This window comes from Aeropyrum camini SY1 = JCM 12091 (assembly GCF_000591035.1).
GTDB classification, from domain to species: Archaea; Thermoproteota; Thermoprotei_A; order Sulfolobales; family Acidilobaceae; genus Aeropyrum; species Aeropyrum camini.
In genome coordinates this window covers 1,326,764-1,349,151 of record NC_022521.1, presented here as the reverse complement: position 1 = coordinate 1,349,151, position 22,388 = coordinate 1,326,764, and the positions used below count along the sequence as shown (strand labels likewise).

Below are 22,388 nucleotides of genomic sequence, written 5' to 3'. Positions count from 1 at the left end.
CGTTAGCCCCCTAGAAGGTCGTCTAGGGAGACCGCCTCTAGGTCCTCCCTGGCCTTGAACAGGCAGGAGACCGTGTCCTCTAGGGCCCTCCTGTCTATATCCCTGTAGCCGAGGGCCCTCAGCCCCTCCACCCAGTCTATGGTCTCGGAGACGCCCGGCTTCTTCAAAACAGCCTCAGACGCCCTTATCCTGGCCACAACGTCTACAGCCTTCTCCACAAGCCTCCTCTCAACACCCTTCACCCTCCTCATAACTATCTCCACCTCCCTCTCCTTGGGCGGGTAGGTTACGTAGACGTAGAGACACCTCCTCCTGAGACCCTCGCCAACCTCCCGTGTCCTGTTCGAGGTGATTATCACTATAGGCCTCTTCTCCGCCCTGAAGGTGCCTATCTCCGGCACCGTCACCTGGAACTCGGCGAGGAACTCGAGGAGGAAAGCCTCGAACTCCTCGTCGGCCCTGTCAACCTCGTCTATCAGCAGGACGGGGGGCTTAGGCCCCCTGTATGTGACCGCCCTTAGGAGCGGCCCCTTCACCAGGTACTTCTCAGAGTAGATCTCCCGCTCTATACTCTCCACATCACCACTCCTCTCCAACATCCTTATAGCAAGCAGCTGCTTAGGATAGTTCCAGTCGTAGAGGGCCTGGGAGGCGTCTATACCCTCGTAGCACTGGAGTCTTATCAGCTCTGTTCCCAGGGCCTCGGCGAGAACCTTGGCGAGCTCCGTCTTACCGTTACCCGGCTCCCCCTCGACCAGAAGAGGCTTCCCAAGCTTCAGGGCCAGGTAGAGGGCCATAAGGAGGTCCTTGCTGGGTATGTAATCCCTGCTCCGGAGGAGATACTCAAGCTTCTCCGGGGTAAGCTGCCTCAGGAATCTCTCCCACTCCCCCTCCATCAAACACCAACCTCGAATACAGTAGCTTAACCCAGGGCTAGAAGCTTCTATAGCCCCAGTATGGATAGGGGTTAGGAGCATGCGAGGTTAAAAATGTGGGTGTAGCGTGGGGCTCGGGGGGTTTAGCCTTGTGTCCTGGAAGCGCGTTTGAAAGCCCTTGTTAGAGCCTGCTTTGTAAGGGCTCTAGCCATCCTCCTCCTATACTCTGCGGAGGCCCTGATGTCTGTGGGCGGGTTTATACCCTCCGAGGCTCTCTCCGCCGCCCTGGCGATGAGGTCCTCGCTGAGCTTCTTGCCCTCAAGCTCCTCCTCAACGCCTCTAGCCCTGACAGGCTTCTCGTCGACGCCCGTCAAGCCCACTCTCACCTTCTCCGCAGTCCCGTCACCGGAGAGCTGTACTAAGGCTGCCACCCCCACTATAGCGAAGTCTGAGGCTCTGAAGACCAGCTTCTCGTAGGCTGTTCCGAAGGAGCCTGTGAGAGCCGGCGCCCTGATCTCTACTAGGAGCTCGTTGGGCCTGAGGTCTGTTATGTAGGGGCCTATTATGAAGTCCTCTAGCTTGACGACCCTCTCCCCCGACTTGCTCTTGAGGACGACGCTGGCCTCGAGAGCGGCTAGGGTCGCCGGGTAGTCGGCTGCGGGGTCTGCGTGGGCCAGGCTGCCCCCTATGGTGCCCATGTTCCTCACCTGGAGGTCCCCTATCTTGGAGGCCGTCTCGCTGAGCAGGGGGTTCTTCTCCTTCAGCAGGCTCGACTCCTCGATCTCGTTGTGGGTCGTCAACGCCCCTATCCTTAATTCGCCGCCCTCCTCCCTAATGTAGGAGAGCCCTGGGATCCTGCCGATGTATATCACGTAGGCCGGCTTCACCAGCCTCAGCCTCATCATAGGTATGAGGCTGTGGCCTCCGGCCAGTACCTTAGCGTTTTCCCCGTACTTCTCGAGCATATCCAGAGCCTCGTCGAGGCTCCTGGGTATGAGGACCTCGAAGCTAGCCGGGTACACTACTTCACCACCCCCTTATCCTTAAGGGCCTTCCAAATGTTGTGGGGCGTCAGGGGCATGTCTATGTGCTCCACGCCCATGTGGGCCAGGGCGTCTAGCACCGCGTTCACGACGGCTGGCGTGGATGCTATGGTGCCCGTCTCACCTATACCCTTTGCGCCCAGCGGGTTGTGGGGTGAGGGCGTCTCCACGAAGTACGACTCTATGTTCGGGAGGTCCTTGGCGGTGGGTATCATGTAGTCGTTGAACCCTGCTGTGAGGAGGTTCCCGCTCTCGTCGTAGACCGCGTACTCGAAGAGGGCCTGTGCTATGCCCTGGACGACTCCCCCGTGTACCTGGCCCTCGGCCAGCATCGGGTTTATTATCACGCCAGCGTCGTCCACCGCCACATACCTCAGTATCTTCGGCTTCCACGTCTCCCTGTCAACCTCCACTATGCAGACGTGGGTGCCGTAGGGGAATACGAAGTTCTCGGGGTCGTAGAATGTGGTGGCTTCTAGCCCGGGCTCGAGGCCCTCTGGCAGCTTGTCGGCTAGATAGGCCTCGAGGGCCACCTCCTGGAACGACACGCTCTTCTCGGGATGGCCTCTCACGTAGAACTTGCCCTCGGAGAATACAACGTCCTCCTCCCTAGCCTCGAGCATGGCGGCCGCTATCTTCCTCGCCTTCTCCCTTATCCTCCTGGCGGCCAGGGCCACGGCGCCACCACCCACCGGCGTTGTCCTGCTGCCGTAGGTGCCAAGGCCGAAGGGCGTCTCGTCAGTGTCGCCGTGTATTATCTCGACATCCTCCACAGGGATGCCAAGCTCCTCAGCCACTATCTGGGCGAAGGAAGTCTCCTCCCCCTGCCCGTGCGGGTGGGAGCCGGTGTAGACGCTCACCTTGCCCGTTGGGTGCACCCTTATGGTGACGCTCTCGTATAGGCCTAGGCCGAAGCCGGTGGCCCTAGCTATCCTAGAGGGTGCTAGGCCGCACATCTCTATATAGCTGGATATACCTATCCCTATCAGCCTGCCCTCCTGCCTAGCCTTCCTCTGCTCCTCCCTCCACTTCTCATACTCTGCTATCTGAAGCGCCTTCTCAAACACCTCCTTGTACTTGCCGCTGTCGTAGACCAGGCCTGTCACGGTAGTGAAGGGCGCCTCATCGATGAGGTTTCTCCTCCTAACCTCGGCAGGGTCGAGGCCCAGCCTCCTAGCTATCAGGTCCATAACCCTCTCTAGTATATACGTCGCCTCCGGCCTCCCAGCCCCCCGGTAGGCGTCTACCGGGGTCGTGTTGGTCAGCACACCTAGAACCTCGACGTCGACAGACTCGATCTTATAGGGGCCCTGGAGCATGAGGCCGAAGAGTATGGTGGGGACTCCAGGGGCGGCTGTGGATAAGTAGGCGCCCATGTTGGCCAGGGTCTTAACCCTTATCCCAAGAAGCCTCCCATCCCTGGTTGCCGCGGCCTCCACGTACTCCACATGGTCCCTACCGTGTATGGTGCCCAGGAAGTTCTCCCTCCTCGTCTCAACCCACTTTACGGGCACCCCCAGATCCATAGCCAGCCTGGATACTATGACCTCGCCGGGGTAGACGGGTATCTTGCTTCCGAAACCCCCGCCCACATCGGGGGCTATAACCCTGATCTTATGCTCAGGCAGGCCCAGGACGCCGGAGAGGACGAGCCTGTGCACGTGGGGGTTCTGCGAGGTAACCCACAGGGTCAGCTCCTCGAGGCCCTTGTTGTAGCTGGCCACCGCACCCCTAGTCTCCATGGCGCTTGGTATGAGCCTCTGGTTTATCATCCTCTGCTTGATAACTATGTCAGCCTTCTCGGCGACCTTATCGAAGCTCTCCCCGCCCGTGAACCTCCATTTGAAGGCTATGTTGCCTGGAGCCTCGTCATGGAGCTGGGGGGCCCCGGGCTTTATAGCCTCCTCTACATCCACAACAACGGGAAGCGGCTCGTACTCGACGTCTATAGCCTCCAGAGCGTCGTAGGCTGTGTACGGGTCCTCGGCCACGACAACGGCCACAATATCGCCAGTAAACCTCACCTTATCCTGGGCTACAACAGGCCAGAAAACGGGTTTCAAGTCGGCGTTAGCCAGCGCCCAGGCTGTGGTGAGGGGTGCGACCTTGTCTTTGAAATACTCTCCCGTGTAGACCCCTATGACCCCCGGCATCCTCTCCGCTTTCGACGTGTCTATAGACTTTATCCTTGCATGAGCGTAGCCCGCCCTCAGGAACGCGGCGTACACCATGCCCGGGAGCTTAATGTCGTCGACGTATAGGCCCCTACCCGTTATGAAGCGGGGGTCCTCTTTACGCTTAACCCTTTTACCGATATACTTCCTTCCCTGCGACAAGGCTATCCACCCCTCATCCTCTCAGCCGCCCATAGCGCTGACCTCACTATATTGACGTAGCCAGTACACCTGCACAGGTTGCCCTCTATAGCCCTCCTGACCTCGCTCTCGGTAGGACTCTTATTCCTGCTGAGGAAGTCGTGCAGGGTCATTATCATGCCTGGCGTGCAGAAGCCGCACTGGAGGCCGTGGTTCTCCCAGAAGGCTTCCTGTATAGGGTGGAGCTTGCCGTTCTGCTCGAGACCCTCTATAGTGGTTATCTCCGCCCCGTCCACCATGAATGTGTAGACTGTGCACGACTTGACCGCCTTACCGTTTACGAGTACCGTGCACGCCCCGCAGTTGCTCGTGTCACACCCGACATGAGTCCCTGTGAGCCCTAGCACGTCGCGGAGGAAATGGACGAGGAGCATCCTGGGCGGAACGTGGTGGGTATACGTCTTACCGTTTACTTTCAGGGTTACACGCACAAGGGGTGTCGCCGCTTTAGACACCTCCAAAAACTACACCTCCTCTACAGGGTTTTCTACCACTATGTCTATGCTAAGATGACATATAGAATCTGGATTGTCGTTTTGACTATTCAAAACATTGGCTTCGGGGGTACAACATATGCTAGGAAAGCGGAGCTGGTTATAAGTTGGCAGCCACCCCCCGGCTAACCCCCCTCTCCTGCACTTCCCTGCCTTGGGAGGTATGGTGTCGGCTGGGGTAGGTACTCGACTCCCGGCCTGTTGGCAGGGGCCTGCGGATAGAGTTCCATTAGCTGGTAGACCTCGGGAGGCACCTCGTCGCTCACAGGCAGACCCATCTCCTTGGCCCTCTCAAACGTTATAGGGTAGTCATGTGTCCATCTCCCCTCTGTTAGGAGAACTGCAATCTCCCTAGCCTTCTCAACACCCACCTTATCCTGAAGAAGCTCTGTAATTACCTCCCTCATCTCCTCTATAGCCTTCTCAGCAACATCCGCCATTATCAGGGTGGTGTCTTGCGCATCCTTACCCTTCATCTTGGCAACCTTCACTACGCTGGGAGCTGGGACTGCGGGCCCGGTGGGACCAGCTGAGAGCTGAGGGTCTAGGGGGCCTAGGACGGCGTTGGGATCCATTCTTATCTCATCGGCGGCTAGGGCTATCAGAGTGCCTCCACTCATAGCATAATGGGGCACTATAACGATCTTCCTGCCTTTATGCCTCTTGAGAGCCCTGGCTATCTGGCTCGCGGCGAGCACAAGGCCCCCTGGCGTGTGCAGGATAAGAGCAATAGGCTTCTCTGGGGGGGTGCTTCTAATGGCTCTCACCACAGCCTCACTATCATCTATATCTATAAACCTCCTCAGGGGTATTCCGAAGAAAGATACCCTTTCCTCCCTGTGTATCATGGTTATGACCCGCCAGCCATACTTCCTCTCCATACTCCTTATCAGCTCCAGCCTAGCGGCCTGCAGCCTCCTTACAGCTAGTACGGGGTTCAGCATGGAAGCAAGCAGTAGTAGCCAGAAGAGGAGCCATACAAGGCTAGAGAAATCAAATACCACACCAACCACCCTGCCTTCATTCTGAAGCCATTTACTCCTTAACAAGCTACTATTCTAAAACTCTCCTTGTTTAAACCTTTTTACGATAACTACAAAACCTTACTCATCTATAAACGAATCCTTCTCCCTGCTTGTTAGTACGGTGGTGGCTTTGGCCGGGAGAACAGGGGAGTTTAAGATAGTGCTGCAACCCGTTACTGCGGAAGCCTCTCCAGCAGGAGAGGCTGTGAAGGTAGATGTCGGTGGTGTATCGATAACCGTCTACCCTGAGCGCGAGGCAGGCGGTCCCGAGAAGGGTCTTACACCCCTCGGCCTTTTAGCCGCGAGCCTTGCTTCCTGTGAGGTTCTGATGAGCAGGCTTGTGGGGCGTATGCTCGGCTATAATAGCTTTGATGTGAGGGTGAGTGTCACGGCTGATGTACAGGTCGGCGAAGGGCTGCGAAGCCTAAGCGTTAAATACGTGTTTAAAGGTATTGAACCCAGCGCGGCGAGGCTCATAGTCGGTAAGGTAAAGGAGCTATGCCCGGTCTACAATACTTTAGCTAGGAACGGTGTGACAGTCAAGGAGGAAGTTAGAGTGGAGTAACTGGGGTAGAGTATCACCGAGCGGTAAATTAGTGGAAGCCCCTATCTATATACTACCCGCTAGTTAGGCTTAAAACCTTTATATTGCGTCTGGACTAACCCTTAATATCCTGAGGAGCCTCGAAGCCTGGCTCAAGGGTGCTATTGGATTTGAGAAGGTTCCTTAAGAAGCTATCGCGGCTGCCATCATCACTCCGCAGCGGGGATAAGGGCGGTAGACCCGTCTCTCCCAGGCAAGCCAGCAGGGGCCTTGAAGAGAGTGAGAGTCTTGACGAGGTTATCAAGAGAGAGGAGATAGCTCTTAGACCAGCCATAGAGGCCAGCCTAGATGCGAAGCTTCTCAGGCTAAGCGTTGTGTATAAGCCCGTAAAAACCTACAGCATAGAAGACCCGTGGGCTAGAGTAATAATACTTCAACACAAGGACACTGGCGAGTACCTATACTACGTTAACGAGGTTGAAATGAACAAGACCGAGCAGGACACCTACAACAGGATAATGGAGATCCTGAACTGGGAGCTAAGGCACCCCACGGAGGAGGAGTTGAAGAGCTTACCTGGAGCTACAATAGCTGAGAAAGAGAGGGAATTCCTGGTACGGCAGATCAAGAGGATAGTCAACATCTACAGGATAAGAATGGCAAGCGACATCGAGGAGGTTTCGTGGAGTAAAATACTGTACTACATGATTAGGAACAACGTAGGCTACGGCCCCATAGACGTTCTAATGAAGGACGAATACCTGGAGGACATAAGCTGCGACGGCGTCGGAAGGCCTGTCTACGTTTGGCATCAGGAGTACGAGAGCATAAAGAGCAACATCATATTTGAAGACGAGAGGCAACTGGACCATATGATACTCCTGCTCGCACACAGGGCAGGGAAGCATATAAGCGTCGCATTCCCCGTGCTAGACGCAGTCCTGCCCGAAGGGCATAGGGTCGCTGCAACCTTTAGAAGGGAGGTTAGCACGCAAGGCTCAACATTTACCATCCGTAAGTTCAAGGCGACACCATTAAGCATTGTAGATTTGATCATAGGTGGTACTCTCTCCCCGGAGATAGCCGCATATCTCTGGCTGATGGCCGAGTATAGGATGCCAGGGATAATCATGGGTGTAACCGGATCCGGCAAGACGACAACGCTAAATGCGATAGCAACGCTCCTAAGGCCAAACGTCAAGATAGTCACTATAGAGGACACCCCAGAGATAAAGCTGCCCCACGAGAACTGGGTTCAGCTAGTGTCAAGGCCCAGCTTCAGCGTGACGGGCGAGTCGAGGGGCGAGATAAGCCTTTACGATCTGGTTAGAGTGAGCCTGAGGTACAGGCCCGACGTGATTATAGTGGGTGAGGTCAGGGGTGAAGAGGCCTACGTACTGTTCCAGGCCCTAGCCACTGGTCATGGGGGGCTTACCACCATACACTCAGAGACCATTGAGGCAATGATAAGAAGGCTTACATCACCCCCTATGAACATACCGGAAGGTTATATACCCCTACTTAAATTCGCCCTCGCGGTAAAGAGGGTTAGGCTGCCGGACCCAACCAGCCCAGAGGGCCATAGGATAGTGCGTAAGGTAACTGATGTCTGGGAAATTACAGGCCCATCCAGCAATGAAGTCATAGAGGTGGCCAGGTGGAATCCGTTCACTAAGGAGCATGAACACTACATAGAGAATAGTGTCGCCGTGGAGGAGATAGGGAAGCTAGTGGGTCTAACTAAAGACGAGGTCCTCACAGAGGTGGATAGAAGAAAACTTGTTCTAATATGGATGGCAAAAAGCGGGATTAGGAGGTATAGGGAGGTGGCGCCGATAATCTTCAAGTACTATTATAACCCTAACGAGGTATATGAGAAAGCAGCTAAAGAGTTGAAGATGGATGCCATATAGCACGGTTTCCACGAAACACCGGTTATAGCCTCTAGTCTGGGGTGCGGGAGCGTGTCTATACTAGATCGAATACCGCTTGCCCGGAGGTTAAGGAGGCGGAGGCAGAGGGAGGGGGTATACAGGGCCGAGGTTAGAATCACCTTTTCCGACATCGTAGACTATATAGCCTACAATTATTTCTCATGGCTGGCGGTAAGGCTTGTTAAAACGTTCGAGCTTGAGAGAAACCTTAGAATAGCCGGTATACCAGTGTACCCCGTCATGTACATGTCCCGTCTACTTTTAATATCTGCAACTGTATTCCTGTTAGGCGCTTACTTCTCGTTCTGGATCCTGCTTAGCGGTCTCTCAATAATTATCAAAGCACTGGTAGTCCTACTTGCCCTTGCCGCTCCATTCCTAGCTTTTGCAGCGGGTCTCATGTACCCCTCACTCAAAATAGGGTCGAGAAAGAGCGGGATCGAGACTGAGCTACCCTTCTTTGCAGCCTACCTCTCCATAATGGGAAGAGGTGGTGTACCCGTAAGCATAGTGATAGACAGGGTAGCTAGCCTAAAGATATTTAAGGCTATGAGAGTAGAGGCTGAAATGATAAAAACAAAGATAAAGCTGCTAGGCAAAAACCCTCTTGATGCTCTGGAACAGCATGTCCTAGACAGCCCCAGCAGCGTGTTCAGGGATTTCATCCTGGGCTACACTACCGCGGTGAAAATAGGGTCGGACGTGATCCACTATCTGGAGATTAGAACACAGGATCTATTCGAGAGGCGTCTCAACGATATAAGGCTACTGGCAGAGCGTATGACCCTGTATCTCGAGATATATCTTGTGGTGGCCGTCATAGCCACTATAGTATTCTATATATTCTTCACAATAAGCAGCGTGTTCCCAGGCAACCTGGGAGGCGTGGGCTCGACCCAGTACGCAAGCACTACCCAGCTTATACTCTACAGTTTCCTTGTGCTTCCAACCATAAACATTATAATGCTCCTCCTGGTAGACAGAGCCAGGCCGAAGGAGCCGATAGAGATCAACGATCATATGGTGGCACTGGTTATTTACAGCCTGCCCCTTGCGCTGGCTCTCCTGCCTATAATTTACGCCCTCTCGGGGATTAACAGCATCCTGGCTAGCGGAAGCCCCACGAAAGCCGACATTCTAAGGGTATCGGGGCTCGCAGGGCTCTTCCTCATAATGATAAGCATACCTCCAGCCATTTCATTCTTTAACGTGACCAGAGCCAACAGGGGTATAGGGCTAGCCATGTCAAACTTCCTCAGAGACTTGGCTGAAACTAGGAAGACAGGGCTTAGCCCAGAGCAGAGTATAATAACCCTCTCCTCCAGGGACTATGGGCCCCTTTCAAGGGTTATCAGGCGTATCGCAACCAGCCTCCAGCTCGGCATGTCCCTCGAGGATTCCGTTAGACGTGCAGTAAGGAGGATCAAGGATTGGGCTACACTTTCTGCTCTCAGGTTCCTGGTTGACTCTATAAGCGTGGGTGGAGGAAGCCCCGAGGTGTTAGACGCTCTTGCGCGATACACCTACGGGCTAGTGAGTATACAGGATGAGTTCAGGAAGAGGACTAGAATCTACATAATAATGCCCTATCTTGGAGCAATAATCGTGGCCGCTTCAACGCTGGTAATGCTTGGCTACACTATAAAGACTCTCCAGGTAGTTAACCCCGAGGGGGCCACGGCTGTCGCTGTTGTCCCGGAGAACATAGGTGTTGTAGGGCTTATACTTGCTATAGGCGTGATACTCAACTCCTGGATGATGGGACTTATGGCTGGCAAGATAAGGGAGGGTACCATAGGCGCTGGCTTTATACACAGCATAATATTGATAGTGATAACTCTAGCAATAGTAACATTGGGGGTGTTCCTACTGCCCATAAGCTAGCTACCTCTACTGGCGTGGAAAGCATGCCCAGGCCGATGAGGAGTATTGGCCTTTAAGAAAGGCCCCCACCGGGGTCTATGTCTGGGGGAGCGATTGCCGAGGCCCCGTGTGCATGCCTTACCCAGCCGTCTCCCCGGAGTCTAGCATCTCCCTTAGCTTTCTGGAGACTATCTCGGAGACCAGCCTCCCATCGGCCCTGCCCCTCAGCCTAGACATGGCTCTGCCCATAACCAGCCCAGCAGCCCTCTCCCCCCTCCTCAGAATCTCTTCCTTCAGCTCAGCTACTATGCTGTCAACTATGCGTTCCACCTCCTCTCGTGATAGCCTTTTCAGCCCCAGCTTCTCTACCGCCTCTTCCACGGTAGAGCCTGGGTTGCTGGCCAGGTACTTCACTATCTCTGCTGCAGCCTCTCTAGCTATCTCCTCCCCGGCCACCATTCCTATTATCTTCTCTAGGCTGGCATCGCTAACCTTCCACACATCTATACCTTCCCCCTCTAGGCCCCGGAGTACTACGACGAAGAACCCCGCTATGTAGCTGGGCTCCAGCTTTCCCCGGTATTTCTCCAGAAGGGTGGTTATAAGCCTGTACCTCTCATCCCTAATGACCTCCCACGCAAGCTGGTCTGAGAGGCCGTACTGGTCTTTAAGCCTCTTGGCAACAGCCTCGGGAGACTCTGGTACATAACGCTCTGCTATCGACATTACACTATCATCCACCCTAAGGGGCGGTATATCGGTCTCCGGGTACATTCTAGCGCTCCCAGGCCTGGGCCTTAGATATCTTGTTGTGCCGTCCTCCAACGCGGCCCTAGTCTCCTCGGGTACACCCTCGAGTGCTGTTGCAACCCTCTCTAGAACGGCTTTAGCAGCTTTCAGAGCGTTTGAAGGTCTATCCGCTATGAGGGCGAACGCGTCCACCCCAGGATCTCCTCCGACAGCTTCATATATCTTATCAACATCATCCCCCGTTATACCATACCCGGGGAGTTCGTCACTGTGTATAATGCCCCCCACGCCCCCCCAGAACCTAGCGTAGTCTGCCAGCTCTGTTCCGAACCGTCTGCCGGGCATGACCTCCATGCCTACGATACCCTTCATCCTAGGCAGTTTTACAGCTATAACCACGCCCCCGCTGGATAGCGCCCTCTTTACAACCCTGCTTCTGGACCCTGCGAGAAGACTGGAGACGTCGACAGGCTCGACCTTCTCCAGCTCCTCCCTGGTTACCCCCCTCTCCCTCAGCATATCCCTTATCATGAGCAGGTTTAGCTGCCTCAGGACCTCATACTCCACAACCTTTGGTATCAGCTCCAGCCTCTGGACACCCTTTATCTCCGTCTTGGCGCCCCCCCTGATGCTGACGTTGAGGTCCTGCCGGATAGTGCCTATACCCCTCTTAACCCTGCCCGTCAGCCTGAGCATGGTTCCTATGGCGAGCGCCACTTCCTTAGCCTCCTCGGGCGTCTCTATAACCGGGGCCGTCGCGATCTCTATAAGGGGTATGCCGAGCCTGTCTAGCCTGTAGATAACGTATCTACCCTTCTCCCCCACCTTCCTAGCCGCGTCCTCCTCAACAACTATAGTCTCTATAGGCACCTCCTTACCGCCAACCTTGATTGAGCCGCCGAGCGCCACAACCGCCGTCCTTTGGAAGCCGCTCGTGTTGCTCCCGTCTATCACAGTCTTCCTCATAACGTGGACTTCGTCCACTATCGACGAGCCGAGGGCCTTCGCCACCGCCACGGCCACAGCCACCGCCTCCCTGTTTATAGGGTGGGGAGGCTCCTCGTCGGCCTCAACAAGACACGAGTGGTCGAGAGGCGCCTGGTAAAGGTATAGCCGGCCCTTCCTCCACTCAAAGAGGGCGGCGGGATCCACATCACCCAGCTCACTCCGAGTGGGCCTAAGCTGCCTCACGAACTCGTCATGCTCCTCCTCCCCAAGCTCCGCTGGACAGCTGCAGAAAAGCTTCTCCCTAGTATCCAGCTGCTGGTGTATCTCGAGCCCGACCTTCAAGCCGACATCCCTATAATCAACCCTAGACAATGCTACACACCCCCAACATGGCGGTATAGCCTTAGTATGTGTCTCTCGCTTAGCTCCCCCGCGAGGTTCCTGTGAAAAAGCTCCCTAACCTCACTAAGGTCCTGAGTTCTAGCCAGTATCCAGGAGAGCTTAGCATAGGCCGCCTCGCTCGTCATATCGCCCGCTGGTATGGCGCCGGCGGCAAGCATCTTCCTGCCAGTGCTGTACACGTTCAAGTTTACCCTGCCGAATATCGTCTGGGTCGTGACAACCACAGGCACCCCCTCGTCCCTAGCCCTCTCCAACACCTTCACCGCGTCGCTGCTGACGTGGCCAAAGCCCGTTCCCTCAACTACTATACCCCTGAAACCCCTGTCCAGAAGTGCGTCCAGGACCTCCCCTATCAAACCGGGGAAGTGCTTCACCAGCGCCACCCTCTCTTCAAACCCATTCTCAGCCTGGAGGTCGGACTCGCCCCTCCTCCTATAGTCGCCCCGCAGCATCTCAACCCTACCTTCAAACGGGTATATCCTAGCTAGCGGCCTGTCGTTCACGCTCTGGAAGGCGTCTCTCCTGCTAGAATGCATCTTCTTAACCCTCACACCCCTATGTGCGAGAGCATAAGTATCCCCGGTCTCACCATGCATTACAACAGCCACCTCGGCGAAAGGCGCCCGAGACGCCGCCAGCACGGAGGCTGTGAGGTTGAAGGCCGCGTCGCTGCTTGGCCTGTCGCTGCTCCTCTGGCTGCCTGTCAGGATAACCGGCCTCGGCAGGCCCCTGTGGAATGCGAAGGAGAGGGCTGAGGCTGTGAACGCCATGGTGTCGGTGCCGTGAGCTACTACAACGCCCTCGTAACCCGCCTCCAGAACCCTTGCAGCCTTATCCACTATGGCCTCCCACATCCTCGGCTTCATATCCTCGCTTAGTATTGAAAATAGCTGCTCGGCCTCGATAGAAGCGTACCTCTGGAGCTCCGGTATAGTGGATGCAAGCTCGGAGGCGTCTAGGTAAGGTTTGACAGCGCCCGTCTCATAGTCTACACGGCTAGCTATTGTGCCGCCAGCACCAATTATGAAGACCTTCTCCCCGGGGGGCTTGATGGCCTCTTCCAGAAGCGGCACGGGAGCGCCCGGCGTCCCTGGCTTCAAGCTGCCCTTAACAACAATATCATCACCCTCTCCGACAAGAACGCCTATATTATACCCGTTATCTAGCTTGATAACGACGGTGTCCGGATGAGAAGTCTCGTGCTTAGGCATAAGAACGCCCTTGAAAACGGATCCGTCGCCCCTTCTAACCTCAACTATATCGCCAGGCTTAGCCCCAGCCTTCGAGAGGAGCCTGGCCACAACACCCCTGTAACCGTAGTAGCCTGAAGAAGCTTCAGCCAGGCTAAACCACCCCGGTGTCTTCCAGTTAAAGCCTGGAGGGGATAATCTGTTTCCCCGAGTAGAACGGGTGGCATGGAAGGAGTAGAAATATCCTGGCCTAAAATATAGTCCGCCTGGAAAGAGTTTTTGAGATTTACGTTTTAAACAAAGAAAATATTCCAGCTAAGCCCTAGCCGAAGCCACCTTCTCTATCCTTACCTGATACTTCAGCCTGTTTTTCAGCCTGGGCGGGTAGTTCTTCTTCTGCTTAGCCGGAAGGCGGGGCGTCTGCTTCCTAACCTTCCCAGCCTTGGTTAGACTGCCGTGCGTACCCATAGATCCTCCCCAAATCTACATTATCCCTGGCTCCAGGGCTATTTAAACTGTATCTCCGTCAAAACAGCCCCTGCGGCCCAAGGTTCTCGGGCTCTCTTTATTATCTATTTAAATCTCAATGGTAGACGTTTAGATTTGGTATTAGTCTGGGGTGCTGGCCAGCTTGAGCGGCAACGGCGGCAGGGTATACATCGCAGATCTGGCTATAGGTCCTGTGGCCCTCAGGGAGGATGGTAGTATTCAGGAGTACGAACTCTTCCCCCGAAGCGTGGATGAGGCTGTGTCTGAGGCGTTGAGGCTTGAGGATGAGGGGTTTACTCTAGCCCACGAGAAGCTTGGCAAGAAGCTGGCCGAGTCAGGAGTCGGTGCTCTAGTGGTTGAGAGTGAGGACACTGCCAGGCACTTTTCCAAGCTAGGTTTAAGCGTGGAGGTTGAGCCTGGAAACAATGTAGCCCTCCAGGCTAGGGAGAGGCTTGTGAGCTTGGGCGTTGAACTCGGCTTCTTCGGCAGCGAGGAGGACGCTCTTAACTGGCTTTACGAGGTCGAAGTCGAGTATACTAGGAGGAAGCTGCGTGGTGCTGCCCAGAAGAGGGATATGCTGGCTGCGCAGGCTATCAGAGCTATTGACGATATAGACAAGACTGTTAACCTCTTTGTAGCAAGGCTTAGGGAGTGGTATAGCATACACTTCCCCGAGCTAAACGACCTGGTTAGGGAGCACGAGGACTACGTTAAGATAGTCTCCTCAGTAGGGCACAGAGACAACATAACGGTTGAGAGGCTCGTTGAACTCGGCTTCAGCGAGGAGAAGGCTAGGCGCATAGCAGAGGCGGCCAGGCAGAGCATAGGAGCAGATTTGTCTGAGATCGACATACAGGCCGTCCAGACCCTAGCCAGGATAACAAGCGAGCTCTACCAGCTCAGGCGTAGGCTGACCGAGTACATAGAGCAGGTCATGAACGAGGTGGCCCCCAACATAACAGCGTTGGTAGGCCCGCTTCTGGGGGCCAGGCTTATCAGCCTGGCGGGAGGCCTGGACAAGCTGGCCAGGATGCCCGCCAGCACAATCCAGGTCCTCGGGGCCGAGAAGGCTCTCTTCAGGGCTCTGAGGACAGGGGGCAAACCGCCTAAGCACGGCATAATATTCCAGTATCCCGACATACATAGGAGCCCAAAGTGGCAGCGGGGTAAGATTGCAAGGGCCCTAGCCGCTAAGCTCGCTATAGCCGCTAAGGTAGACGCCTTCACAGGCCGGTTCATAGGCGACAAGCTCAGGGAGGAGCTTAGGAGGAGGATAGCCGAGATCAAGAAGATATACGCCAAGCCTCCCAAGAGGAAGAGGGAGGAGAAGCCGCCCCAGCCGAGAAGGGCTAGGCCACCTAGGCGGGGCCGCCCGCCGAGGAGAAGGAGGGGAGGGAGGAGATAGAGGGGGTGAGGACCTGTGGTTGAGGTTGTCAGCGTTAGAGAGCATGATATGTGGAGAGGGGTCTACGTTGTGGAGCTTGAGGACGGTAGCCTCAGGATAGCGACAAAGAACCTGGTACCCGGCCAGAGGGTCTACGGCGAGAGAATATTCAGGTACAACGGGGAGGAGTATAGGGAGTGGAACGCCTACAGGAGCAAGCTCGCGGCCGCACTCCTCAAGGGTCTAGTAGAGCTGCCTATCAAGGAGGGCGACAGGATACTCTATCTAGGCATAGCAAGCGGTACGACGGCAAGCCACATTAGCGATATAATAGGGCCCCGCGGCAGGATATACGGCGTCGAGTTCGCTCCCAGGGTTATGAGGGACCTGCTGACGGTAGTGAGGGATAGGAGGAACATCTTTCCTATCCTGGGGGACGCGAGGTTCCCGGAGAAGTATAGGCACCTGGTGGAGGGTGTGGACGGACTCTACGCCGACGTCGCCCAGCCCGAGCAGGCTGCAATAGTAGTTAGGAACGCGAGATTCTTCCTTAGGGACGGGGGGTACATGCTAATGGCTATAAAGGCGAGGAGCATAGACGTCACCACAGAGCCTAGCGAGGTTTACAAGAGGGAGATTAAGACCCTAATGGAAGGGGGTCTCGAGATAAAGGACGTCGTACACCTAGACCCGTTCGACAGGGACCACGCCATGATCTACGCTATTATGAGGCGGAGGTAAGGCTGGGCCCGGAAGGTAGGCCAGATGAAGCAGGGCAAGGCAACCAGGAGATACATAGAGACAAGGTATAGGGAGACGGCGAAGAGGCTAGCACAGAACATACCCAGGGAGACGGTAACCCTATACGAGGCGTCTAGGGGACGCGTGAGAATAACGCTGTACTCGGGCGAAACCCACATACTCGACAGGGCGGAGGTGCAGAGTATCCTAGAAATAGCACCACCGTACTTCTGGAAGCTTGCCAGGATACCCATAGTTTTGAGGTACGAGAAGACCGCCTCAGGGGTTGCAAGATACGTGGTTCAGGGGGACAGCTGGCAGAAGAGGCTTGTGGAGATAATAGTTAGAGGCGACTACAGCCCGGAGGGGCTTGGGGAGCTGACGGTATCCCAGTTCCAGAAGCTAGTAGCAAGGTACAGGTCGATTTTCTTCGTGACAATATCCCCCTAGCAACCCCCTATCCAGCGCGGGTAGGCCCATTATTTTAGCCCCTAGTTCCACACCTTCCTAGAGGCCGGGCCGCCTGAGGTGTGTTAGAGGTTGTTGAAGGACAGGTTTATAGCCGATATAATCTCCTCGAAGTATAGCCTACTAGGGGGTAGGGTTAGGGTCTGCGGATGGGCTCATAGGATAAGGGATCTTGGCAGGCTAAAGTTCGTACTCGTTAGGGATAGGAGCGGGGTTATACAGGCGACTGTCAAGAGGGGGGAGAGCCCTGAAGAGGCTCTCAGGGCCGCTGAGGACCTGAAGCTAGAGTCGGTTGTGTGCATTGAAGGCGAGCTGCGGCGAGCTCCCACCAGGGAGGGTGTTGAGGTTAAGGTCGAGAGGCTTGAGGTTCTGAACTCCCCGGTCGAGCCCCTCCCTCTTGAAGTTGAGGGGTCTGAGAAGGCTTCGCTACCCACCAGGCTAAGGTACAGGTGGCTCGACCTGAGGAACCCTATGGTCTCCGCCATATTCGAGCTCGAGGCTATGGTGGCGAAGGTCTTTAGAGACTACTATTGGAGCCAGGGCTTCGTGGAGATATTCACACCCAAGATTGTCGCGGCGGGCACGGAAAGCGGCGCCGAGGTTTTCCCGGTGGTTTACTTCGACAAGACGGCCTTCCTCGCCCAGAGCCCCCAGTTCTACAAGCAGTTCGCTGTTATAGCGGGGCTTGAAAGGGTTTTCGAAATAGGCCCTGTCTTCAGGGCCGAGCCCCACCACACCTCGAGGCACCTAAACGAGTATCACAGCCTCGACATAGAGGTCGGCTTCATAGAGGGCTACAACGACGTTATGAACTATGTAGAGGGCTTCATGAGGGCTATAGCCAGGATGCTGGAGGAAGAGGGTAGGAGGATACTCGAGCTATACAAGGTCGAGCCTCCAAGGATACCGGCATCAGGCATACCCAGGATACCGTTAAGGAAGGCCTACGAGATACTCGAAGAGAGGTTCGGGAAGAAGGTTGAGCACGGCGAGGACCTGGATAGCGAGGGTGAGAGGCTGATGGGCGCGTACGCCAGCGAGGAGCTAGACTCGGACTTCATCTTCATAGTGGAATACCCCTGGAAGGTTAGACCCTTCTACACCATGAGGAAGGAGGACGAGCCGGATTGGACGTACAGCTTCGACCTTCTATACAGGGGTCTCGAGATTGTTACGGGCGGGCAGAGGGAGCACAGGTATCACAGGCTGCTGGATAACCTCAACGACAAGGGGCTGGACGCAGAGAGCTTCCAGTTTTACCTAGACTTCTTCAAACACGGAGCACCGCCACACGGCGGCGCGGGCATGGGGCTGGAGAGGATAGTTATGCAAACCCTAAGGCTGGAGAACATAAGGGAGGCTAGAATGCTGCCTAGAGACACTGAAAGGATAACCCCCTAACCCTAAACGGGAACCTCTAAAACCTCCTAGCAACCTAAAAACACTAACTGGGGCCGGGGTGGCCGAGCGGTCTAAGGCGGCGGGCTGCAGAGGACCTCGCCCGTAGAGACCCGTTAGTTCCCGGGTTCGAATCCCGGCCCCGGCTCCATAGAACTCATAAAACCGCGAGAACACCCATACCGCTACCGGGTGCCGCGGTAGTATAGCCCGGCCCAGTATGCGGGCCTTTCGAGCCCGTGACCCGGGTTCAAATCCCGGCCGCGGCACCACAGGCTGGGGGGTAGCAGTCACCCCCTATTCCTCTTGACGACTATGCTTACAGAGGCTCTTCTCAGCCCTTTCGTCAGCCTCTCTATCGTAGTGTCTTCCCTCAGCCTGGCTGTGGCGACGTTTTCGTGGCCGCCGAGGTCCTCAACTAGGCCCAGCTCCTCCAGCTCTTTAGCCAGCATCTTAGCCTCTCCGGCGGAGGACCTCAACACTAGAACCCTCACGCCGTCGTCTCTCTCGAATAGGAGGGCTACCGGCGTTTTAACTATCTTGTGTATGAAGCTCGCCAGGGCTGAGGCGCCTGGCCTCCTCCACTTACCCCTAGCGTCCACGAAGGAGACTATGCCAACCTTCACAGACGACATGGCAAGGTCTGTTGCAACCCTTCTAACCTCCTCATCAGCCTCCCTAGACTCCTCTAGGCTGGCCTCGACTATCGTCTCACCCGATCCGGGCAGCTTGGTAGGCTCGAAGGGGAGGGGGTTTGCAAGCCACTCAACATACCTCCTCCAGACATCTGGGTCCCTCCTCCTGTTGAGAGTCTTTGATATTGATGCTGTCAGGTTTACTATACTCTTCGACACGAAGCCCCCTATAGCCTTGCCTCCGCCCTCCAGGACTGCCACACCCTTGACGAAGTTGTTGAGCCTTGGCGTAAGCCTTATGCCAGCTGCCTCCAGCGTGTTCCTGACTATAAGGGAAGTCGGCATAACCCCGTAGAAGAGGAGTATCCCGAACTCCGCCTCAAGCTCCCTAGACCTCTTGAGCGTGGAGTCGTGATGGTCGAAGTAGAGCATAGACTCTATCTTCTCCCCACAGCTCTCTAGATAAGTCTTCAGCCCAGCCTTAACCTCCTCGGTGTACGGTATGTCTAGTATAACCACAATATCCCCGCATCCCAGGGACCCAGCCTTCTCCTGGAACCCGCGGGGCCCCGACGGCTCCATCTCCACAAGAGCCTTCCCCCTATGGGGGAAAGCCTCCCTATACTTCTGGGAGTAGTAGATCTCTGCTGCTGAGACCACGCCATCGGCATCCCAGTCAGCAACAATAACAACCTTCTTCAGCCTAGCCTCTTTCCCCACTGTCTAGCACCCGTTAAACCTCGTCTAGAGTATAATGCTCCTGCCCTCCCGTGAAGTATATAGTTGCTTAAGAGCTATTTTTAATCTTGATTAGCCTTGCCTAGCCCGCCCGCCTAGCTACACAAGGAAGGGGGGGCGGGAGGCCTGTTTCCCCGCTTGCTCTAGCCCTTCCAGTACCTCCTGGTGGAGACATAGTCCTCCTCGGCCTTTATGAGCGCCAGGTAAAAACGGTTTTCGCCGTAGAGCTGTAGCTCTCTTAGAAGGCTTCTAGCTCTCTTGGGCCCTACTCCCTGGGCTGATAGCGCCTCAGCTATGTATCTAGCCTTACCCTCGACAGCCAGTGAGATGTATAGTCTAGCCCTCTCCTCAACCTCCTTGGCGAGCTTCGCCTCATCCCGGGCGAGTCTAGCCCCCTTCCTCTTCCTTGAGTATGCTTCGGCAAGCTTCTCACCAGTCTCGGTGGGAGGTAGGGGAGCTAGGGCTAGGGATCCACAGTAGGGGCATCTATGTGCTGTTCCGTAGGGGAGGTCTGCCACCCTTCTTTCATGTCTCCTCCCGCATGAGACGCATAGGAACACTATCCTCTTCTCCGACAGCCTCCTCTTCTTGGCCTCTATTATCTTATCCAGGCCCAGTGCTTTCAGGCTAACAGCAGCGTCTACCCTAAGGTAGGGGTTAGTTATGGTTTCCCTGGCGAGTGGGGAGAGCTGTTTGAGCTCTACTACAGCTACATCGCTTACATCGTCTAGAAACTTGTTCAGAGCTTCTACATCGAGCTTCTCGTGGACAAGCTCCTTCACAGTCTCTATGTCGACTGGGGTGCCGTGCATGGCGTCCGCCATCTTCCTTATAATGTCGAGGAATAGGGTGGCGTCGGGGTCGACAACCCCCATCCTCTTAGCAACCTGGTAGAACCTCACCATATAGGCTCTACTCCTCCTGACTGCGTCATACAGCATTCCTAGCCTCTCAGCCGGGTCGAGCTTGGCGAGGGTTTTTAGAGACTTTGCCACAAGCCTGCCGAGACCTCTCGAAGCGGGCGACTTAAATACTATAGCGTATGGTATATAGTGGAACTCTACGGCGACGCTGCTCTCCATAAGCTTGGACAGGAGGAGGCTCAGGGCGAAGTTTCCTTTGCTCCCGAGACAAGCGTAGAGTATGGCCACTCCCTCTGCCTCTTCAACCACAGGCCTCTTCCACGAGAGCGCCGTGCCCCATAGTCTCGCTGTCTCCTCAATAGTATCCAGTATCCTCTCTGCATACCTCTCCTCAAGCCTCCTAGCCTTGAGGAGCCTCCTACCAGCCTCCCTATCGTTCATAGCAAGGCTTATGATGCTGCAGACCTCCCTCGCAACCTTGAAGTCGACAGGGATCAACTCCCCCTCCCACGCGGGGATGGCACCCTCAACCTCCCCCTCTGGCGACACCAGCACCTTGCCAGCGTCGATGTCAACCTCCAGTATTTTCCACACCTTACCCCCTAGCACTATGTAGGGCTTGGACCTTGGGTCAGAGGCCTTCATAAGCCTGAGCTGAACAAACCTTTCCCCCACCTCACCCACATCCCGGCCGGAAACAACGTCATGCACTTTGAAAGTCTTCTCGTCCGGTATCATCGAGACTCTGTAGAAGTAGCTGTAGGTTCTAGAGGACCTCCCCAGCCTGCCTCCTGGGCCTAGCCGTATCACTCTCACGTCGCTCAAGATGCTGGCTATGTCCTCGACCTCCTCCATCCTCAGTTCACTGTAGGGCGTGGTGGAGACGGAAAGCCTGTAGACCTCCTCCAGGGTAGGGGGCTCCGAATCTATGGCGGCTCCCGCCATGAAGTGGGCCAGAGCGTCGTACGGCTTCTTAGGGACGGTAATGTCTTCTAGATCGCCCTTCATAGCTCTGAACGCTATTACATGGGACTCTAGGGCCTCGAAGAGGTTGTCCACCGTGACTATCACAGCCCTACTCTTCTCGCCGAACCTGTGGCCAGACCTTCCAGCCCTCTGCACCATTGCGGTTACTTGACGAGGCGACAGGAACTGTACCACCAGGCCCACCCTGCCAACGTCTATCCCCAGCTCTAGGCTGCTCGTCGCTACTATAGCCTTCACCCTACCGCTCTTGAAATCCCTCTCGACACGCTCCCTAACATGGCGGGAGAGGCTGCCGTGATGTGCCGGCACCTCCTCACCAAGCTCCCGGGAGAGGGCGTAGGCCAGCGTCTCCACCGTGGACCTTGTGTTAGCAAAAACCAGTACGGAGCCGCCCTCCTTCTTAACTATCTCTGCAATCGCCCTAACACTGTTGTCCCAAAACCTGCCTTCATCACTAACAACCACTACTTCAACGTCATACTCCTTCGGGCTAGTGTCTATGACCATAGAGACGTGCCTGCCGGAACCAAGTAGTGAGGCCGCTCTTGAGAGGCTGTGTTTAGACACTGTTGCGGAGAGCCCCACCCTCTGAAGCCTCATACCAGCCATGAGTTCCAGCTTCTCCATGTTGAGGAAGAGCTCGACACCGCGCTTACTCTCCATTATCTCATGTATTTCATCCACAACAACTGCTCTAGCATGTTTCAGAACCTCCTTCGCCCTCCTAACTGTTAGGAGGAGTGCCAAGCTCTCGGGGGTAATTATCACTATGTCCGGCGGCCTCTCGAGAAACCTCCTCCTTAAGGACTGGACGGTATCCCCGTGCCTTACCTGGACTGTATAGCCAAAGAGCCCCGCCAGCCTCTCAACCCTCCCCCCCAGGTCTCTATTCAGCGCCCTAAGGGGGGTAACGTAAACTATCTTGACCCCGCCGCCCCTAGGCACGCCCCGGTCCTTCATCCTGGCGAGAAGGGGAACCAGAGCGGCTTCAGTCTTGCCCGAGCCTGTGGGCGCCACAACCAGTGCGTTAAGACCGCGATATATTATGGGAAATGCCTTCTCCTGAATAGGCAGTAGTCTCCTGTAGCCCGCTGACTTCAGCAGTTCCAAAACCCATCCCGGTATGCTAGACCCCTCCATAGCACACCACACAGCCGCCTAGGGTTTCCAGTGCCTCACACTGCCGCCAGACATAATACAATATTGCTAGAGGGCTTAACAAGCACTAAAACTCCCCGTAAT

At 55.5% G+C, this 22,388-nt stretch carries 17 protein-coding genes and 2 tRNA genes; 9 read left to right on the top strand and 10 right to left on the bottom strand.

The annotated features are described in order from the left end of the window. Nucleotides 1–2 precede the first annotated feature (2 nt). From ACAM_RS07055 to ACAM_RS07035, 5 genes are all read right to left on the bottom strand, one after another. A complete protein-coding gene (locus ACAM_RS07055; RefSeq protein WP_062661460.1) occupies nucleotides 3–896 on the bottom strand; it encodes an AAA family ATPase in 894 nt (297 codons plus the stop codon). 122 nt (nucleotides 897–1,018) lie between these two features. Next, nucleotides 1,019–1,897 carry a glyceraldehyde dehydrogenase subunit beta gene (gene cutB / locus ACAM_RS07050; protein WP_022542127.1) on the bottom strand — a complete coding sequence of 293 codons (879 nt, stop codon included), beginning with the start codon at nucleotides 1,895–1,897 and terminating at the stop codon, nucleotides 1,019–1,021. Further along, complete coding sequence (cutA, locus tag ACAM_RS07045; protein ID WP_022542126.1) at nucleotides 1,897–4,254, bottom strand: glyceraldehyde dehydrogenase subunit alpha; 2,358 nt, start codon at nucleotides 4,252–4,254, stop codon at nucleotides 1,897–1,899. The genes cutB and cutA overlap by 1 nt, the downstream gene beginning before the upstream one ends. A 2-nt stretch (nucleotides 4,255–4,256) precedes the next feature. Beyond that, nucleotides 4,257–4,748: a (2Fe-2S)-binding protein gene (locus tag ACAM_RS07040; RefSeq protein WP_010866868.1), complete on the bottom strand. Its 492-nt coding sequence runs from the start codon at nucleotides 4,746–4,748 to the stop codon at nucleotides 4,257–4,259. A gap of 164 nt (nucleotides 4,749–4,912) precedes the next feature. After that, nucleotides 4,913–5,791: an SDH family Clp fold serine proteinase gene (locus tag ACAM_RS07035; protein WP_022542125.1), complete on the bottom strand. Its 879-nt coding sequence runs from the start codon at nucleotides 5,789–5,791 to the stop codon at nucleotides 4,913–4,915. A 151-nt stretch (nucleotides 5,792–5,942) separates the two neighbouring features. On the opposite strand from ACAM_RS07035, the gene ACAM_RS07030 reads away from it, so the two are divergent. The 3 genes from ACAM_RS07030 (at nucleotide 5,943) to ACAM_RS07020 (ending at nucleotide 10,174) form a co-directional block, all read left to right on the top strand. Continuing rightward, a complete protein-coding gene (locus ACAM_RS07030) occupies nucleotides 5,943–6,377 on the top strand; it encodes an OsmC family protein (RefSeq protein WP_022542124.1) in 435 nt (144 codons plus the stop codon). 149 nt (nucleotides 6,378–6,526) lie between these two features. Then, nucleotides 6,527–8,269, top strand: coding sequence for a type II/IV secretion system ATPase subunit (locus ACAM_RS07025; protein ID WP_022542123.1), 1,743 nt, complete (start codon nucleotides 6,527–6,529; stop codon nucleotides 8,267–8,269). A gap of 51 nt (nucleotides 8,270–8,320) precedes the next feature. Further along, nucleotides 8,321–10,174, top strand: coding sequence for a type II secretion system F family protein (locus tag ACAM_RS07020; RefSeq protein WP_022542122.1), 1,854 nt, complete (start codon nucleotides 8,321–8,323; stop codon nucleotides 10,172–10,174). 117 nt (nucleotides 10,175–10,291) lie between these two features. Here ACAM_RS07020 and gatE read toward each other — a convergent pair whose 3' ends face one another. The 3 genes from gatE to ACAM_RS07005 form a co-directional block, all read right to left on the bottom strand. After that, nucleotides 10,292–12,223: a Glu-tRNA(Gln) amidotransferase subunit GatE gene (gene gatE, locus ACAM_RS07015; RefSeq protein WP_022542121.1), complete on the bottom strand. Its 1,932-nt coding sequence runs from the start codon at nucleotides 12,221–12,223 to the stop codon at nucleotides 10,292–10,294. Between the two features lie 2 nt (nucleotides 12,224–12,225). Further along, entirely contained in the window at nucleotides 12,226–13,554 is a 1,329-nt protein-coding gene (gatD, locus tag ACAM_RS07010) for a Glu-tRNA(Gln) amidotransferase subunit GatD (RefSeq protein WP_022542120.1), read from the bottom strand. Between the two features lie 204 nt (nucleotides 13,555–13,758). Then, nucleotides 13,759–13,911 (bottom strand): 30S ribosomal protein S30e, encoded by a 153-nt coding sequence (locus ACAM_RS07005; RefSeq protein ID WP_010866860.1) that lies wholly within the window; start codon nucleotides 13,909–13,911, stop codon nucleotides 13,759–13,761. Nucleotides 13,912–14,074: 163 nt separating this feature from the next. On the opposite strand from ACAM_RS07005, the gene ACAM_RS07000 reads away from it, so the two are divergent. From ACAM_RS07000 to ACAM_RS06975, 6 genes are all read left to right on the top strand, one after another. Then, nucleotides 14,075–15,337: a hypothetical protein gene (locus tag ACAM_RS07000; protein WP_022542119.1), complete on the top strand. Its 1,263-nt coding sequence runs from the start codon at nucleotides 14,075–14,077 to the stop codon at nucleotides 15,335–15,337. 15 nt (nucleotides 15,338–15,352) lie between these two features. Beyond that, complete coding sequence (locus ACAM_RS06995; RefSeq protein ID WP_022542118.1) at nucleotides 15,353–16,057, top strand: fibrillarin-like rRNA/tRNA 2'-O-methyltransferase; 705 nt, start codon at nucleotides 15,353–15,355, stop codon at nucleotides 16,055–16,057. A gap of 24 nt (nucleotides 16,058–16,081) precedes the next feature. Beyond that, the gene (locus ACAM_RS06990) at nucleotides 16,082–16,507 is read left to right on the top strand and encodes a DUF61 family protein (RefSeq protein ID WP_022542117.1); all 426 of its coding nucleotides are present in this window, start codon (nucleotides 16,082–16,084) and stop codon (nucleotides 16,505–16,507) included. 90 nt (nucleotides 16,508–16,597) lie between these two features. Then, nucleotides 16,598–17,926, top strand: coding sequence for an aspartate--tRNA(Asn) ligase (gene aspS / locus ACAM_RS06985; protein ID WP_022542116.1), 1,329 nt, complete (start codon nucleotides 16,598–16,600; stop codon nucleotides 17,924–17,926). Between the two features lie 52 nt (nucleotides 17,927–17,978). After that, nucleotides 17,979–18,074: transfer RNA gene (locus ACAM_RS06980), tRNA-Cys, on the top strand. A gap of 43 nt (nucleotides 18,075–18,117) precedes the next feature. After that, nucleotides 18,118–18,195 (top strand) — tRNA-Glu (locus ACAM_RS06975). A gap of 18 nt (nucleotides 18,196–18,213) precedes the next feature. Here the strand turns inward: ACAM_RS06975 and ACAM_RS06970 are convergent. Together ACAM_RS06970 and ACAM_RS06965 are read right to left on the bottom strand one after the other, a co-directional pair. Further along, nucleotides 18,214–19,278: a hypothetical protein gene (locus tag ACAM_RS06970; RefSeq protein WP_022542115.1), complete on the bottom strand. Its 1,065-nt coding sequence runs from the start codon at nucleotides 19,276–19,278 to the stop codon at nucleotides 18,214–18,216. 161 nt (nucleotides 19,279–19,439) lie between these two features. Then, on the bottom strand, nucleotides 19,440–22,286 hold the full coding sequence (locus ACAM_RS06965) for a DEAD/DEAH box helicase (RefSeq protein WP_022542114.1): 2,847 nt from the start codon (nucleotides 22,284–22,286) through the stop codon (nucleotides 19,440–19,442). Nucleotides 22,287–22,388 lie beyond the last annotated feature (102 nt).